Origin of the sequence: Amycolatopsis sp. lyj-90, assembly GCF_046549035.1 — a bacterium.
Classification (GTDB): Bacteria; Actinomycetota; Actinomycetes; order Mycobacteriales; family Pseudonocardiaceae; genus Amycolatopsis.
The window spans coordinates 360826-377261 of the sequence record NZ_JAJPWP010000011.1 but is presented as its reverse complement, the minus strand read 5'-3'; the positions used below and the strand labels follow the sequence as shown (position 1 = coordinate 377261).

General features: G+C 66.4%; 11 protein-coding genes and 2 pseudogenes. 9 read left to right on the top strand and 4 right to left on the bottom strand.

All coding sequences use genetic code 11. The annotated features are described in order from the left end of the window. The 3 genes and pseudogenes from ACLJPX_RS35920 to ACLJPX_RS35910 all read right to left on the bottom strand — a co-directional run. Positions 1-292, bottom strand: a pseudogene (locus ACLJPX_RS35920) (asparagine synthetase B); the annotation flags it as partial. Positions 293-449: 157 nt separating this feature from the next. Beyond that, positions 450-1511, bottom strand: coding sequence for a polyprenyl synthetase family protein (locus ACLJPX_RS35915; RefSeq protein WP_410604800.1), 1062 nt, complete (start codon positions 1509-1511; stop codon positions 450-452). A 403-nt stretch (positions 1512-1914) separates the two neighbouring features. After that, on the bottom strand, positions 1915-2118 hold the full coding sequence (locus ACLJPX_RS35910) for a hypothetical protein (protein ID WP_410604799.1): 204 nt from the start codon (positions 2116-2118) through the stop codon (positions 1915-1917). 169 nt (positions 2119-2287) lie between these two features. On the opposite strand from ACLJPX_RS35910, the gene ACLJPX_RS35905 reads away from it, so the two are divergent. From ACLJPX_RS35905 to ACLJPX_RS35865, 9 genes and pseudogenes are all read left to right on the top strand, one after another. Then, entirely contained in the window at positions 2288-3502 is a 1215-nt protein-coding gene (locus ACLJPX_RS35905; RefSeq protein ID WP_410604798.1) for a sensor histidine kinase, read from the top strand. Beyond that, positions 3490-4164, top strand: coding sequence for a response regulator (locus tag ACLJPX_RS35900; protein ID WP_410604797.1), 675 nt, complete (start codon positions 3490-3492; stop codon positions 4162-4164). The genes ACLJPX_RS35905 and ACLJPX_RS35900 overlap by 13 nt, the downstream gene beginning before the upstream one ends. Before the next feature lie 378 nt (positions 4165-4542). Beyond that, positions 4543-4995, top strand: a complete 453-nt coding sequence (locus ACLJPX_RS35895) for an SRPBCC family protein (protein WP_410604796.1) — start codon at positions 4543-4545, stop codon at positions 4993-4995. 518 nt (positions 4996-5513) lie between these two features. Beyond that, complete coding sequence (locus ACLJPX_RS35890; RefSeq protein WP_410604795.1) at positions 5514-7067, top strand: ABC transporter substrate-binding protein; 1554 nt, start codon at positions 5514-5516, stop codon at positions 7065-7067. Between the two features lie 39 nt (positions 7068-7106). After that, positions 7107-7256 (top strand): hypothetical protein, encoded by a 150-nt coding sequence (locus tag ACLJPX_RS35885; RefSeq protein WP_410604794.1) that lies wholly within the window; start codon positions 7107-7109, stop codon positions 7254-7256. A 430-nt stretch (positions 7257-7686) separates the two neighbouring features. Continuing rightward, positions 7687-14022, top strand: a complete 6336-nt coding sequence (locus tag ACLJPX_RS35880; protein ID WP_410604793.1) for a hypothetical protein — start codon at positions 7687-7689, stop codon at positions 14020-14022. A gap of 286 nt (positions 14023-14308) precedes the next feature. Further along, positions 14309-14704, top strand: coding sequence for a hypothetical protein (locus tag ACLJPX_RS35875; protein WP_410604792.1), 396 nt, complete (start codon positions 14309-14311; stop codon positions 14702-14704). A gap of 6 nt (positions 14705-14710) precedes the next feature. Beyond that, positions 14711-15052: a WXG100 family type VII secretion target gene (locus tag ACLJPX_RS35870; RefSeq protein ID WP_410604791.1), complete on the top strand. Its 342-nt coding sequence runs from the start codon at positions 14711-14713 to the stop codon at positions 15050-15052. Between the two features lie 79 nt (positions 15053-15131). Further along, a pseudogene (locus ACLJPX_RS35865) lies at positions 15132-15372 on the top strand (chorismate-binding protein); the annotation flags it as partial. A 1-nt stretch (position 15373) separates the two neighbouring features. On the opposite strand, the gene ACLJPX_RS35860 reads toward ACLJPX_RS35865, so the two are convergent. Beyond that, entirely contained in the window at positions 15374-16333 is a 960-nt protein-coding gene (locus tag ACLJPX_RS35860) for a quinone oxidoreductase family protein (RefSeq protein ID WP_410604790.1), read from the bottom strand. Positions 16334-16436 lie beyond the last annotated feature (103 nt).

Genomic DNA, 16436 nt, shown 5'->3' with positions numbered 1-16436 from the left:
TGTCGGTCTCGAACTTGTGGCCCCGCTGGGAAAGTTCTTGGCGGAGCTCGGTGAAGTTGTACGCCTCGCCGCTGTAGACCATGGCGGCCAGCCCGGCTTCGGCCATCGGCTGCCTGCCGCCCGGCAGATCGATGATCGCGAGACGGCGGTGGCCCAGCGCCACGTTCGGCCGGACCCAGGTGCCCGAGTCGTCAGGACCACGGCACGCCATGGTCTCGGTCATCGCGTCGACGACCTCCCGGCGCTGAGTCAGATCCGTGTCGAAGGAGACCCACCCTGCGATTCCGCACATCGCTACCTCCAGCACCGCTGGAACAACCCTGCGGTAGCCGTTACCGGTCGTCAAGCCGCACTTCGGGAACCTGCCTGATTCTCCTCCGTTCGGAGAATATCGCGCATCCATGGCCACGGGGGCTTTCGGCCTACGGCATGAAAGCGGGGGAGAGGGCTCAATGATCGCGCCGGACGACGAACCTGGCGAGGTCGGTCAACGCCGTCGCCCCTTCGGGGACCAGGCCGACCTTGTACAGCCGGGATACCGCGCCCACCCGCTGCCATTCTGCCTCGCGTTCGGCCCACGCCGGACCCCCTGCCGTCTCGACGGCGATCACAGCCCGCCGAACCTCATCGGTGGAGAGCGGACGACCTAGCTCGTACAGTCGGCCGAGTTCCCTTCCCGCGGCGGTCTTCGACGCCAGAGCGACCACGACCGGCAGGGTCTTCTTGCAATTCATCAGATCGGAACCGATCGTCTTCCCGGCGTCGCGGCCGTCGCCGCGGATGCCGAGAACATCCTCAGCTGCTTGGAAGGCGACGCCCAGTTGCTCACCGAAGGCGCGCAGGCAGGAGATCTGCTCGCCTGTTCCGCCACCGAGCCGGGCTCCCAGCGCGCAAGCGCCACCGAGCAGCGCGCCGGTCTTGCCCGCCGCCATCGCGAGATATTCCGGGATCGTGATGTCCGCGCGGGCCTCGAAGGCGAGATCTGCGCCTTGACCCGTGATCATCTCGCGCACCGCCATCGACAGTTCGTCGAAGGCGCCGGGATTCCCAGAGCCCGCGATCACTCGCAACGCGAGCCCGAACAAGGCGTCGCCGGTCAGGATCGCCGTGGGAACACCGAAGGACGCCCAGATCGACGACCGCCGGCGGCGCGTTCGGTCGCAGTCCATTACGTCGTAATGGAGAAGCGAGAAGGCATGTGCGAGTTCCACCGCGACCGCGCCGGTGATGGCGTCTTCTGCCTGACCGCCTACGGCTTGCGCGCACAGCAGAGTGAGTGCCGGGCGCAGCATCTTGCCGCCCCGGGCCTCGGCCGGTCGGCCTGCGCGATCGAGCCAACCGAAGTGGCAGCCGGCCACCAGAGCCGTGTTTCCGGCCAAGGACTCCACTGCGGCGCGGAGCGGGGGAGTCACGCGCTGCCCTGTGTCGGTGAGTAACTGCTTGACCACCCGATCGCGATCGTCCGAGCCCCGTGAGGTCAATGAGAACGGCGCGGTGGAAGAGAACGGCATTGTCGCCTCCCTGGGTGGGCTCCCGGTACGACCGAATGGGGGCTAAGCCGACCATAAGTTCGCCCACGGGCTACGCAACCCCGCCGGCGGGAAGAGGTGCCCTCGAAGGCAACGTGTACCGAGAAAGGGGCACGACCGCCTAGGCCGACCTTCGTCCACCACTCCGATGTGGCGGCACTACTTCGCGTGCTGCACGGACGTCGCCTTGGCGGCTTGTTCCGTTCATTGCCGGCACCGTTCACATACCTCGGCAATGGGAACGAAACTCGCGCACTTCGGTGGGAAGTCAGCGCGAGCGTACCCGGGCTGCGTTGACACGAACGAGTGAGTCCACTGTGGGCGATGACGGCGGAATGACCCGGCCGGCTCGGGTCGCCATGCCTGGAGAGCGGCACCGTACCGGTCAGTTCCCGGACGGTTCGCCCTTCTTCCTCCGGGATGCGATCAGTGCTACGCCGCAGAACAGCGCCATCAGGCCGAAGCCGATACTGATGCTGACACTGAGTTCGGATGCCGAGACGACGGCGTTGGCCACGGTGCTGATCACCAGCGCGGACCAGAGCGCCGCGCGGCTACGGGACGGTGAGGTGCGGGATTCGTTCTCCATGACGAAAACCTTAGGCTTTTTCGTCGGTTCAGCCGATCCCGCGCGTACCCGGAGAATCGGTACGGCAGGCTGTACCACGACAGGGTGGCCACCGGTTCCGTGAAATACCGATTCGGTGACCGGTGCATTAGAGTCCGGCCCTGTGTCGTCTACGCAACCTCGTCCGCAGGTGAACCGCATTCGTGCGGCGCTGGACGCGTTGGAGCAACTTATCGGTGGTCTCGCCTCCTCGGTGCTCGCCTTGTTCTGTCTGCTGACGATCGCGCTGACCGTTCTGCTCGCTGTCATCGGTGTCGGATTCCTTCTCGCGCCGTACGTCCTGAGACTGGTGCATGTGGTCGCCGACCGGGAACGCGTCAGGCTGAGCGCCTCCGGACCAGAGCTGATCAGTCCGGGGCCTGGCCCGGACCGCTTGCGGGACGCACTCCGGAATCACGACACCCGGCACGAACTCGTATGGGTCGCGGTCCACGCCGTATTCGGTTTCCTGCTGGGACTTTCCGGTTTGCTCCTCGTGCTCAGTTCAGTGCGCGATGGGACCTTCCCGCTCTGGTGGCACCTCATTCCCGAGGGCCAGGCCGCGCCCACTGCCGACCTTTGGATAGTGCGGGACTTCCCCGGCGCGCTCGCCGTCGGTCTTCTCGGAGTCGGCTGGCTGTTCGTCGCCATCGGGATCCTGCCCGGGATGGCCAAACTGCAGGGAGCTCCGGGGCGCCGTCTGTTGGAGCCCGGCCCCGACACTGATCTAGCGCTGCGGATCGCGCATCTGTCCGCGGCTCGCGCGGCCGCGCTGGACGCGCACTCCACCGAATTGCGGCGGATAGAGCGAGCCCTCCATGATGGGGCGCAGAATCGGCTGGTGGCGGTGAACGTGCTGGCCGGTGCCGCCCGCCGAGCCGTCTCGCGAGGATCCGAGGACGCAGACGAGGTTCTCGGGCGGGTTCAGGACGCGGCAGAGGAAGCACTCGCGGAATTGCGGCTCGTGGTAAGGAGCATCCTGCCGCCGATGCTCGCCGATCGCAGCCTGACGGAGGCCGTCGAGGCCCTCGCCACGACGAGTCCCGTGCCATGCCGGATCGACGCGGACCTTCCCGGCCGATACGCGGCCTCGGTCGAGGCGACGGTCTACTTCATCGTGGCCGAATCTTTGACCAACATCGCCAAACACAGTCGTGCGACCCAAGCGGAAATCGAACTGCGCAGGGAGGAAGACCTGCTGTGCTTGCGTATCACGGATGACGGCCGCGGGGGAGCGACCGAGGGGGCGGGCTCGGGCGTTGGCGGAATTCGTGCCCGGGTCGAGGCGCACGACGGAACTTTCACGCTGGCGAGTCCCGCCGGCGGACCGACCACGATGACCGTGAGGGTGCCATGCGGATTGTGATCGCCGAGGATGACGCGCTGCTGCGTGAGGGGCTGGCGCTCCTTCTTCGTGCCGAAGGGCTCGATGTGGTGGCGGTGACTGACGGGGCCGAGAGCTTCCTGGAAGCCGTGGACGAGCACAGGCCGGACACGGTGGTGGTCGATGTGCGAATGCCGCCGACGCATACCGATGAAGGAATCGTTGCCGCGGTCGAAGCCCGACGACGTCACCCGGACCTGGCGGTGCTCGTTCTCTCCGCGCACGTCGAGCAGGCGTTCGCCACCGACCTGCTGGCTGTCGGCGGCGCTCGTCTCGGCTATTTGCTGAAGGAGCGTGTAGGCAGGGTCGAGGAGTTCCTGGAGGCCCTGCATCGAGTCGCGGGCGGTGGCACCGCGATCGATCCAGACGTGGTCGCCCAGATGCTCAACCGCGGCCGTGTCGACAACCGGCTGGAAAGGTTGAGTCCGCGGGAGCGTGATGTTCTCGCCCTGATGGCGGAAGGTCTCGGCAACGGAGCCATCGCCCAGCGGTTGGTGATCGGCGAGGGCGCGGTTCACAAACACATCCGCAACATCTTCGCGAAGTTGGACCTCGCCCCGGGGGACAGCGCCGATCGCCGGGTCACGGCCGTCCTGCGCTATCTGCGCGGGGCACGCGGCAACCAGGGATCGGCCACGCCGTGATTTTCTGCGTACCGGGAAAGTCAAGTGACAAAGTATGTCCGAAAGCGCAGATTCGAACGAAGAACGTCACTTCGGCTTGCCGGCTGGTCCCTGTTTCCCCATATCCTTGATCAGGAACGGTCTCCTGAGTCAAGGCATCTTGCGGCACGGGAGCGTTGGCGTCGCAGGGAAGATGGGTGTCTGTGGTTCGGTCATCGAAGTTCCCGATGGGTACGCGGACCTGTGACGACTATCCGTGAGATCGGGCGCCTGCCGCCGTCTAATCTCCCGTGAGGCTCGGTTCGTGAGAAGTTCACGCGGAGGGGGCCGGAACCATGGGTGTGGGTGATGGACGAAATTATGCGAAGTTTCACCCGCTTGCACGACAGGAGTTGGGGCATGATCTGTGGTAGCAAATCAGTGCCGATCAATGAGCCTGGCCAGCCGCTGCTTACTCGTTCAGAGGTGTGGGGCGGTCTGGTACTCAAGGCGCATAATGGAATGCCCTTCGTGTCGGCTATGAGTAAATGCGTCGTTGTCGCGAAATATGGCGAAACATCGTTCGACCGGGAAGTCCGGATTCGTGATGAAGACTTTCGCGAGCGTGTCACGATGGACGAGCCACATCGAGTCGTGTTCGCGCGTCTGTCGGGGCCGGTGCTCGGCACGATCACCAACGAGATCATCGGCGATGATGACGACCTGAAGCTCTGCTTCAGCTTTGCGATGGTGGTGTCAGGTGTACCTGGCGGTTCCGACGCGGAGCGAGAATTCGGCGAGAACATGGCGAATGATTTCATGAAGGGCAGCATCGGCACCCGCGACGTTATTCGGCGTATTGCGGTGGGATGAGTCGTCTCCTGAATGAGGAGCGCCCTGTGATGGATGGCTCCGACTCCGGATTCGGCGGTCCTGGTCGTGGTTGTGCCCTGTGGAAGCGGTGTGGCCGGACTGAACGAATGGTGGCGCTGGAACCAACGTTCTGCTCATCCGGTCGCAAGACACCCGGATTAATCAACTGGCGCCTCTTTGGCTCTGGAGCAAGATGTCGTGGGGTTGATGGGTTGGTCTTTCTGGCGAGATCTTTTCTCGTCACGACTGTCCGTTGAGGCATCGCGCGACCGGGAAGTTCGCGGACTGCCTCCGGACCGCGCGGGCGGAAGGCGTCGCGTACCGGGTGAACACCCTTTACTCCGGACTCCGGCCGCGGCGAAGGTTCTTGCTCGCTGTGGTTGGCGAGTTCGAGGTGCAGGACGCGGACGTGACCGCGGTCCGCGCCGTGGGGCAGCCGGGTTCTCTGGCGCTTTCGATCCGGGTCTGTCGCACGGTGCCGTCTTGCTGCCCGGCTGAACCTCATGAAGGGAATTCTCATGTCCATCAACCGTCGTGCTCTCTTCCGGACGGCTGGGCTCGTCGCGGGCGCGGCAGGCGCAGGGGCGTTGCTCGACGCCTGCAGTGCGGCCACCCCCTCTCCCGATCCTGCGCGCGACGCCGGCCCGGCAGTCCCCCGTCAAGGAGGCACGCTTCGCGCTGTCTTCACCGGAGGCGGGGCTTCGGAAAGCCTTGACCCGTTCGGGAGCGGGTCGCCTGCCGACTTCGTGCGCGGCGACGTCGTGTTCGACTCGCTGTTCACGCTGATCGACGGCGAAGCCGCATCAGCGCTCGGGGATGAAGTCGAGGTCGGTCCGGGAGCGGCCTCGTTCATGCTGAAGCTGCGCGAAGGCGTGAAGTGGCACGACGGTTCACCCTTCACCGCCCACGACGTTGTCTACAGCTTCCAGTTCATGAGTTCTCCGAAGCGAGCCTTTCCTAGCCAGCTCTCTGGGTACTTCGACTTCGGCAAGATCCAGATCCGAGACCCGCTCACGCTCGTGGTTCCCACCCGGCGGCCCGTGGGTGATCCAGCGCTGTTTCTGGCCGCTCTCCCAGGGAAGATGGTGAAGAACGGGGCGACCTTCACCGGCGCCACAGCCATCGGCACCGGCGCGTATCAAGTCGTTGAGTTCGAAGCCGGCCGCGGGTCACGCCTCGAACGGTTCGACGGCCACTGGGCGGGCAAGGCCCCGGCGGACGAATTGGTGTTACTGAGCCTTGTCGACTCGCAGGCCAGGGTGAACGCGGTCGTCACCGGACAGGCAGACTACGCGGGCGACATCCCCTTCACCACAGGCAAAGCCGGCGTCCCCGGCAACGACTTCGAGGTTCGCACGGCCGGGGCGAAGAACCGGACGGCCTACGGCTGGGTGCTCAACACGACCATCAAGCCGTTCGACGACCCGCGGGCGCGTAAGGCAGTGCGATTGACGATTGCCAGGCAACAACTGGTGGATTCCGTGCTGCTGGGCTACGGGGCACCGGGTAACGACCTGTTGTGCGCCGGTGCCAAGTACTTCATGCCAAGGGCGCCGTTGGCTCGCGACGTCGGCCAAGCCAGGAAGCTGGTCAAGGAGTCGGGTGCCGACGCGGCGGAGATCGTGATTCGAACGGCGGAGTGGGAAGTCGGCTACAACGCGTCCACCCGGTTGCTGGCCGAGCAGCTCAAGGAGATCGGGCTGAAGGTCAGGGCGGATGTCGTGAGTCCGCCGGAGTTCTTTGAGCCCGACGCGGTCGCGGCCGCGAACGGGGTCGCGTTCTCCAGCGGCGCGATCCCGCTGGCGGTGATGTACGGCAGGCTCGGCGCCAGTCCGCCGCTGGCCCTGAAGGACAATGAGTTCGCCGCCGCGTTCGGCACGGCTATCGGAAACGAGGACAAGGCCGAGCGAGCCAAGGCCTGGGATGACGTCCAGGAGATCATGTTCGACCGGGGCAACACGGTGGTGTGGGGACAGGCAGACGTGCTGAGCCTGGCGCGCAAGACCGTCGCGGGGATCGTGGTCCGCGATCAGCCCAAGTATCCCTATCTCGGCAAGGCAGGGCTCGCGTGATCCGTTTCTCCATGACAGATCGCGGCAGGCGCCGTCCTGGTGGTACTGCTGACTTTCGCCGCCCAGGTCGGGGTCGATCGGCTGCCGGGCGATCCGGTCATCACCAGGCTTGGCCCGAGTACACCCCTATACGGGATCGCCGAACTCCGTCAAGCTCTCGGGCTGGATCGCCCGGTGTCCACTCGCTAAGTCGAACGGGGGCGCCGGCCTGCTACTGGAGGCCAATAGCCGCTCTGCCGGGTTCTGGACCGAACGCCGCCGTAAGGTCATGTCTGATGAACGATGTGCTAAATGCCTTCGGTGACCGTTCGCCGACCGCCGAATAGACGGTGAAGGAGTGGTGATGCCGGGGGCGCCCGCTTTCCAGAGAAGACGGGTGATTCGTGGTTCATTGCGAGCAGCGCGGTTCTGGGGCGATCACGCCGCTGCGCACGCCCGTCGGAAGGCTCGGAAAGTTGTCGTCGTCGTGACTCCTGGTCACGGGCTCGTGGTCGGACTTTCCTCCTCGGCCGATGAGAGGAAAGCCACATGCGCGCCTGATCAACTTAGGTTAGCCTAACCGAATGAGCTTTTGGTGCCCCTGCCGGACGACTCGTCTCTTTCCGCGAAAGAACGTTTGATGTCCGGAGAAGGTGGAAACGTCCAGCTGCCCGACGCTCTGCAGAAATTCTTCCTGGTCGTTCTCGGCGCGGAGTGGCCCGAGGCCAGTGAAAGCGGCTTGCGCGCCCTTGCCTGGGGTTGGACCGAATTCGCTGCCGAACTCGAAGAACTCGGTGAGGCTCTGCTTTCCTCGTCGGCGACGCTGGACGCCGGGATGGACGGCGCACTCTCGGCCGCCGTGGTCGAAGTGCTACGCAAAGGTCTCGCAGGTGGCGTCGTCGGCGTCGCGGACAATTCACGAGAGCTCGCGAAGGCGGCCAAGACCGCGGCATTGGACGTCCAGAAGTCGAAGGCATTGCTGGTCGTGATGGGGTTACTCGCCCTCGCAACGGTCCTGGAGTTGTTGTATTCGCTGATTTTCGCCTTCCTGATCCCAGCGGTCACGGCCGCGGCCCAGGTCACGATGCGGGTGATCATCCGGCAATTGCTCGCGAAGTTGCAACAAATCACCCTTCGCCAGGCCGGCACAGCGGTTAAGCATCTCGCCATGCACACCGCCAAGTTCGCCGCGCTCGGTGCGGGTTTGATGGGCGGCCTCGATCTCGTCATCCAAGCCGGGCAAGTGGCCTTCTCCGGGCGAGACGAGATCGATTGGTCCTCGGTGGGGAATTCCGTGCTGGGAGGAGCGGCCGGTGGTGCCGTCGCGGGGTTCGCGCACGGGATGGCGCTCGGTGTGCGTTCGCTGAGCCGGACTGCGTTACCTTCGTCGAAGACCTTCACCGGACGGGTCATCGCCCTCGGTGAGGGGCTGCACGCGGGTCTGCAAGTACTCGTGACCCCGATCGGGACGCTGTTCGGCAACCTGGTCACACAGGGGAAGGGCGGGGCCTTCGACGGCGTCTTGGGCGCTGCGGGCGCGTCGGGAACCAGAAAAGCCGGGATACCCGCACCTGACGGGCGAACGCCGAACTCGGTGGCGGTGGTGGTACCCGAGATCACCTTCGGTCATTTGCTCCCTCCGGTGATCGAGGCATCCGTCGGAAGTCCGGCGAAGCCATCGAGCGGGCAGCAGGAACCGGGAGGACGTGCGTCCTCTGTGCTTCCGCCGGTCGTACCCGCCGAGAGGCGGGAATTGCTCGCCCGCGAGGCGGAAGCTGCCGCGAATCGTCTCGGCAAGCTCGGCCAGGCCCGCTACGACGCGCTGATCTCCGAGGCCGCGTTCATCGTCAGCCGGAACCATCGCACGCCGCTGCTGATCTGGGAGCGGCCGAACGCGACGGTCCGCGACTGGCAGGGGGTGATCGCGGACGTCCGGGTCGTGGTCGCCGCCGAAGTGCATCGCGCGGGGACGGTGGCGGGGCGGGAAGTTTCCGCGCAACTGGCCAAGACTCTGGGCACCGAGCGCGTCGGAGGCCTCGTGGGGGCGGGCCCCGGCTCGCACGCTCCGCAGACGCCGGCCACGATCTCCACCGGTCCAGGGGAAGCGGAGGCAGGTCCATCGTCGGCTGAAAGCCCCGCCGCCCTGCCGACCGTCGAATCCGCGGGCCCGGAGCCCGCGCCGCGGGTCGAAGGTGTGGAGGCCACCGCGGCCGCGGTGGCCTTCCTGCAGCCGGACGTCGAACTCCGGCCCCTCGACCGGGCGATCCCGGAACAGACGAGCCCGGCGACCGAGCAGATCCGGCGGTTGGCCACGGCCAACAGCGTTCTCGCCGCGTCGGTGAACGGCGTCGCGATTCGCGCCGATGTCCGGGGACTGCTGGAAACCGCGGGCGCCCCACCCGCCCAGATCGCCAGGGTCCTCGACGCGTTGCCCGACCTGGCCCTCAAGGACAACTTCAAGAAGTTCGCCCACGAGGGATACGTCGTCACCGACGGGCATGGGGCCGACGCGGTGGAGATCGTCGTCCGGGGTACGGCGGGGGACAACACCTCCGCGGACACCACGAGCTCCACGGGGCCACAGGATCCGGCGCGCGGCACCGACACGGTGGCCATGGGTGGCTATGGCTCCACCTCGACCGACGCCGTGTCCGCCCCCCGAAGGCAGGGGGCCTTCGGACACAATTTGTCCTTGCCCGTCTCTGAAGATCCCCAGACTTTCCGGACGGTGGATCAGGCCGTCGGTATCAAGGGGGTGACCTCCCAGCCTTCGTGGCGTACGTCGAGCACCATCGAGACGCAGGCTTCGGCCTCGGTCACTCCTCCGGATATCTGGACCGAGAGCGCCTTCGACCTGAACCACCAGATCAGCCTGAACCGCACCGGTGAACCGACGCAGACCCGGCAAGGTAACCAAGCGGGCGGGGTCAGGTTGTCCACGCCGGAGATCTTGACCGCGCTGCGCCCGGCCGAGTTCACGGGCTCCCGGCCGGACGGGCCGCGGGCGACCTTCCTTCGTGGTGACCGGGAACTGCCCGCCGTCGTCGGTGGAGTGCTGGACCGGCATCCGGCCTGGGCCGGCGCCGCGGACGTGATCGGGTCCCCCCTCCGGGCCACTCTGCTCGACATCACCGGGAGCGACGCCCTGTCGAGGACCGGGACGGAGCTGGCCGGAGGCGCGGCGGTCGTGAAGAAGGTGGAGCTCAAGGATTCGAAGGGCGGAGTGAAGACCGCCACCGTCGAACTCCGTGCGTCGATGAGCAACCATCGCCACTACTCCGCGGGCCCGCGGCCGGGCGGCGAGGTCACGGACGAGCCGACCGGTACCGTCAGCAGGCAGGGCCGGGGTCATCGCGGCGAGGAGTCGGCAGGAAGGGCCAGCAGAAGTCCGTTCGACGTCAACGCCTCGATCGGTCTCGGCTTCCTGTGGAGCATTCACAACCGGCCCAGCGTGGTCTTCGGTGACCGGCTCGACGCGAGAGCGGACGGAATGGTCTTCCGTTCCGCGGCCGAGACGCGGGACGTGGCCGAGACCGACGAGATCACCGCGACCACCGCGTGGTCCAAGACCGGCCGGTTGCGGTTGCGCACCAGCGATGTCACCTACGACTTCCGGGCGCGCTTCGACGACGGAAGCGAATACTCCGGCAGCCATTTCGTGGCCGACGGCGCGACCCGGTGGTCCGTCGAGTCGGTCGAGAAGCCCACCACGTCGCGGGAACCCGACCTCACCGCGGCGTTCGCGCAGGAAAAGGTCCTCGGCGCGGCGGAAACCCGGTTTCAGCACGCCGGCCGACTGCGGACCGCACTGCGCGCACGACTGCCGGAGGGAGTACTACGGCAACCGGGGCGGCCCGACGGCACCGCCGCGACGGCGGACAACGAAGCCCTCGTCTCGACGCTGCTCTCCTCGGAGGGACTCACCGCTCTGTCTGCCGACCTGAACGGTGACGGCCTGTCGTTCCTGCTCGTCGAGCGAACGCACCGACTCACCAACCGGTCCGGCGAACTCCTGCACGTGCTCGTCGAAACCGTCCCGGCGGCCCCGTCCCGGCGGTTCCCCGTCGAGGACGACTTCTCCGAAACAGGGCCCAGCGGTGAGCTTGCTTCGAAACAAGAACAGAAGCACACCGACACCGTCGAAGGTTCGGTTACAGCCGGGGCGAACATGGGTGTCCGCATCGGTGCCGGAGCCGGGCGCACCGTCCGCAGTTACGAATTGACCGGTGGCTCGAACCGCTCCTTCGCCAACGTCGTCCGCACGGTGGAGACCACTGAAACGCAGCAGCGAGGCCAAGGCTGGTCGTCGGAGGGTGGCACGGCACGGCGGCGCGCCATCGACTACCGGGTGACCCTTGCCGGTGGCGATGGTACGAAGACATTCCTGGTCGCGGGTGGCCGGGCCGAGACGCTTCTGGGGGGACGGATCACCCTCACCCCGCCACCCGTCGACGGGAACACCGCCTTCACCGTCGTGAGCGGACCGACCCTCACCCCGCCCCGCGACTGGTCGCCGGCGGCGCTGCCGGATCACTCGGCGGTACACGGTCTCGACCTGCCACCGGGGATCGCCCGCTATTTCGCCGAGCACCTTTTCGGCGGGTTGGGGGAGGGTGCACGGCTGGCCGAGCATCAGCTCTACCGGTTCGCCGGCCCGGACCGGGTCGCGGCCAACCTCGATCGCGCCGTCACCGGCACCTACTTCAGCCCTCTGCATCGCTATGGCCGGGGCGAAGGGGATTTCGTCGGCTTCCGAGATCGGGTCGGCGAAGCGGCGATGGCGATCGCGCTGAGCAACGCGACGGTCGCGGGTCCGCCGCGGAAGGTGACCTTGACCTTCACTTCCGCCACCGGTGGCACTCGCGGGCACGGTGGCCGGACGACCTCTGGCGGGTACACCTTCGGCAACATCAGGTCGGGGATCGCGGCCGGAGTGGGTTCGAGCGCCTACGCGTTCCCGCAAGGCGGGTACGGCCGCTTCGCGAGCAGTTCCGAAGGCCGAATGTCGCGTTTCGAACACGAGCAGAGCAGACGGACCACCTACACCGGCGACGCCTATCTGGTGACCTACGACGCGATGATTCTGCTGGCGGCCCGGGAGCACCGGCATCTCGGTATCGGGCCGTACGACGGGACCGAGCACACCGGCTGGCGTTACGCACACGCGCATCGGCGCAACGCCGTGCAGGTCTGGGTCCCGGCGGACGAGATCGGCGGGGTCGGCCTGCCCGCCGGATGGGACCGTGCTTTCCGCGCCGAGCCGCTGCCGGCCTCAGGCGACTTGCCGTCGTCCTACACCTACGACGGCCGGGCACCGATCAGCATCGATTTCGAAGCCACTGGCAAGCTCCTCGACGCCGTCGACACAGGACTGACCGGGCTGCGAACACCACCGGCGACCACGTCGCTCTGGTCCGCGCTGGCCTCGAGGCTGGGCGCGGCGGCGCACCAGGTCGTCTTCGGCGCCGGAGACGAGGTCGCGGCCACCCGCCTGCTCGACCGGGTGCGGGCGGATCTGCCACCGCGCACACTCGAGCAGCTCTATCCGGAACTGAGCGGTGCCGGAAAGACCTGGTCCGAATCGTTCACCGGACCGCTGGGGACCATCGGCTACGAGCTCACCTTGACCGCGCGGACCGGAGAAGGGACATCACCACGCCCGGTGAGTGGCTGGTCGGACCAGGTCACGGCGAAGACGATCAAGACCGAGGAGGCGACCCACGAGGAAACGACCTCGCACAGCCTGAACTTCGCCTTCCGGATGCCGTTCTACCTGCCGCATCCGGTCGTGCGGGGGCTCGGTTTCTCCGGGCAGAGCGGTCTCTCCGGCAGCACCACCCTCGGTCGGACGGAGACCGTCACGACGCAGGAAAGCAGGACCGCGTCGTCGTCCGGCGACGCCGCGATCTTCCGGCACGACGTCACCTTCGGGCTCGAGTTCCGGCGAACCGCACACCTCGGACGCTCGTTGCGTTCGCTCACCGGCGGGCTCTCCGATCTGGTGACGCCCGCCGCCACCCGCCATCGTGCGCCCGATCTACTGCTGCCCGACTCGGTGCGGAGCCGAGTAGGACTGGACACGCTGTCCCCAGGGGAAGAGCAGCGGCACATCGGCGGCTTGCCCACGACCGCCCATCTCGAGGTTCCGAACGGCGCAGTCGGGTCTACCGTCGGTGAAATCCTCGATGGTGTACCCGTCGCGGAAGATTCCGGGCCGCCTCCGCCGGGGATTCCCGAGCAGGCGGCGGCCGCCCGCCGGACGGTGGCTCTCGGCACGTCGCCCGGCGCACTCGCCGCGGGGCTGCCCGACGCGCTGACCGCGACGGGGTACCGAGTGGAAGGGCTCGGGGACGACCCTTATTTCGCCGCCGGCTTCTTTCAACAGCAGCCGCTCTCCACCCTGGTGTTCCACGCGGATCTCGCACAGACCTGGGTGACGGCGCTGACCGGAGGGGAAGGGAAGGAGCCAGAGGTCACCGTCACCGGGGACGTTTCGATGCGGACACGGCAGGACCTGACCACCGGCCCGTCGTGGAGCACGGCCTTCCTGTCCTTCCCGTTGAGCCTGTTCCCCCGGCGGGCCGCACCGGCGACCGGGCAGAACCTCGCGCACGGTCTGGTCCCGGGAACGTCCCTTGTGGAATTGCCGGAAGCACGCGGCGTCGGCCCGATGCTGAGCTGGCAGAATTCCGCGTCGACGGAATCGGGCGGGAAGACCGCGGAACACAGCCATCGTTCCCGTGGTGAGCTCTACCAGGTCCGGGTACGCGTGGACTGGCGGATCACCCCGGAGTACCGGGGAAGCGTGCCTCCCGGGTGGACCCGAACCCGCACGGCCACCGACGTGCTCTACTTCCGCACCGATGCCGATGGCCTGGATTCACTCGGGCTGCGGCCACCCGAACCCGAGGACGTGTTCTACGACGCCCGAAGCCACTTCGGCCCCTCGGAGCCGGACTCCGGATCGTTGACGTGAATGGGCCTCTCAACCCTCCGAGTCGGCGTCCGGGCAATGGGAGCCGTCTCTTCGTCGGACCCGATGGCTGATAAGAGGCAGGCGGCAGGCCCGGGGTGCTCAGCCGGTCCCTACCAGCGGACCGGCCGATCGATTCGGGCTCACGGGCACCGTCCACCAAGGAACAACTCGCGAACATCGATGACCAGGGGCTCCGCGGGCCTAACTGAGCCAGTTCGAAGAACCTAGGGAGAGCTGACGTGCCGGAAAAAACGCCTTCGACCTCGACAGCGGGATCGAGGAGACCATGGCCACGCTGAATCGTGAGCGTGGAAGGAACGGGAAGCTCAGTGAACTCTGGCGGACGAGGATCGTCACGGTCCGGTCGAAGGACGACTTGCACTCGATGACGCTCGGCGGCTGTGGCGAACTCGCTGAGTTCGTGTTCAACGATGCCAAGTACCGCAAGCTTTCCCCGGCCTGGTCGGTCAGTGCCATCCTCAAGCCTCTGCAACGAGGCAAGGGCGAAGGCATGGCGAAAGTTTCGGAACTGATGGGCACAGTCAGCGCGAGTGGCCTGAACCTGAAGGCCGTGGTGGCGGGCGAACTCGACCCACAGGAGGTGCTCATTTCACCGCTACTGGAAGAAATCGACGAGTTCGATGGAACGGAACCGGGTAAACCCGGGACCCGAGAGGAGTAAAGTCCCATGGCTGAGAACTTTCGGCTGGATCCCGTCGCGCTCGAGCGGGTCGTGAAGGCCCTGGGCAGTGCCAGTGAGGAGTTCAAGACCGCTTTCACACAGTTGATCGCGGTGCTGGACCAGCACGAAGGGTGCTGGGGCACGGACCAGATCGGGACGGCCTTCGAAAACAGGTACCAGACACCCGCTGTGACCGCGAAACAGGTCTCCGACAAGGTGAAAGAATCCGTCGAAAACCTGCCGGAGGTTCTGCAGGAAGCTTCACGGACCTTCCGGGAACTGGACCAGGAAAACGCGAAGAAGATCGACCAATTGATGGCTGAATACCTCAGCCAGGGCAAGGAGTGATCCGTGGTGTCGGAGACATCCGAGCACTGTCACAGTGAGGCGAGACTGATGAGCACCGTTCCGGCAGAGCGATGACTTGATCGAGTCCCCTGTGGAGGGTTCACTCGCCGGTGGGGTCGGCGACGCGGCACTGCCCGCGGCCACGTTCCCACAGGGTTCGATGACGGGCGCGCCGAAAACGTCGCGATCAAGACCTTTGAAATCCACGAAGGCGAGATTGCGCAGGGGGCTGCGGCGGAGTCACCGCCGACTCCGACAGCGAAGCGGAATGGCAGGAGTACCTGCACAAATCCGCTCCGCTGGAGCGTCAGCTCGGCTGAGTTACTTGGTGGGGTCCAGCAGGAGTTTGCCCATCGTGCCGCGCGAACGCAGGGCCTCGTGGGCGGCGCGCGCGTCGGAAAGCGCGTACTCGCCGCCTGGAATCGCCCGGAGCTCTCGGGCCTGGACGAGATCGAACAATTCAGTTAAAGCCGTCCCGAAGACGTTCCCCGGAAGCTGGAAGACGTGAGAGAGCCACATGCCGGAAATCGTCGTGCTGCGCCCGAGCAAGTCCCGAAGCTCGACGGCCTGGGGGTTCTCGCGGCTGGCCATGCCGTAGAAGGCGAGTCGCCCGAACGCGCCGAGTGCCGCGATGCTCTGATCTGTCGTCACGCCGCCGACCATGTCCAGCACCGCATCGACCTGGCGCCCGCCGTTCGCCTCGACGAGTGCCGCAGTCATGTCCTCCACCTGAGAGTCGACCGCGACGTCTGCGCCCAACTCCACCGCGAGAGCCCGCTTCTCGGCGTTGCTCGCCGTCGCGATCACGCGACCAGCACCCCAAGCCTTCGCGAGCTGTACCGCTACCGTGCCGACTCCACCGCCCGCCGCGTGCACCACCACCGACTCACCTGCGGCGAGATGCACGTTCTGACGAAGCAGCACCCAGGCTGTCGTTCCCTGAACGAGCATGGAAAGTGCCGTGACGTCGTCTACGCCTTCCGGGACCGGGAATGTCCTGGCTGTCGAGGCCACCGCACGCTCGGCGTAGCCGCCACGACCGTTGAGCAGTGCGACGACGCGCTGGCCGTCGGCGGTGCGGCCGACGACTTCCCCACCTGGTACGAGCGGGAGCTTGCTAGGAGCCAAGTAGCTGTTTTCGGCCTGGTGGGTATCAGCGAAATTCACGCCAATTCGGTCTACTTCGATAAGGACTTCACCTTCGCCCGGTACCGGCTCCGCCAGTTCCACCGGTTTGAGCACTTCGGGACCACCGAACTCCGTTACTTGCACTGCGCGCATCTGCGCTCTCCTCTGCTTCGGGGATGAGACACTTTCGCATATGTCTCACGGGGCAGGCGGGCGCTGAGACCGCGGCCACTGAGACCGCGGCCACACTGGAGAG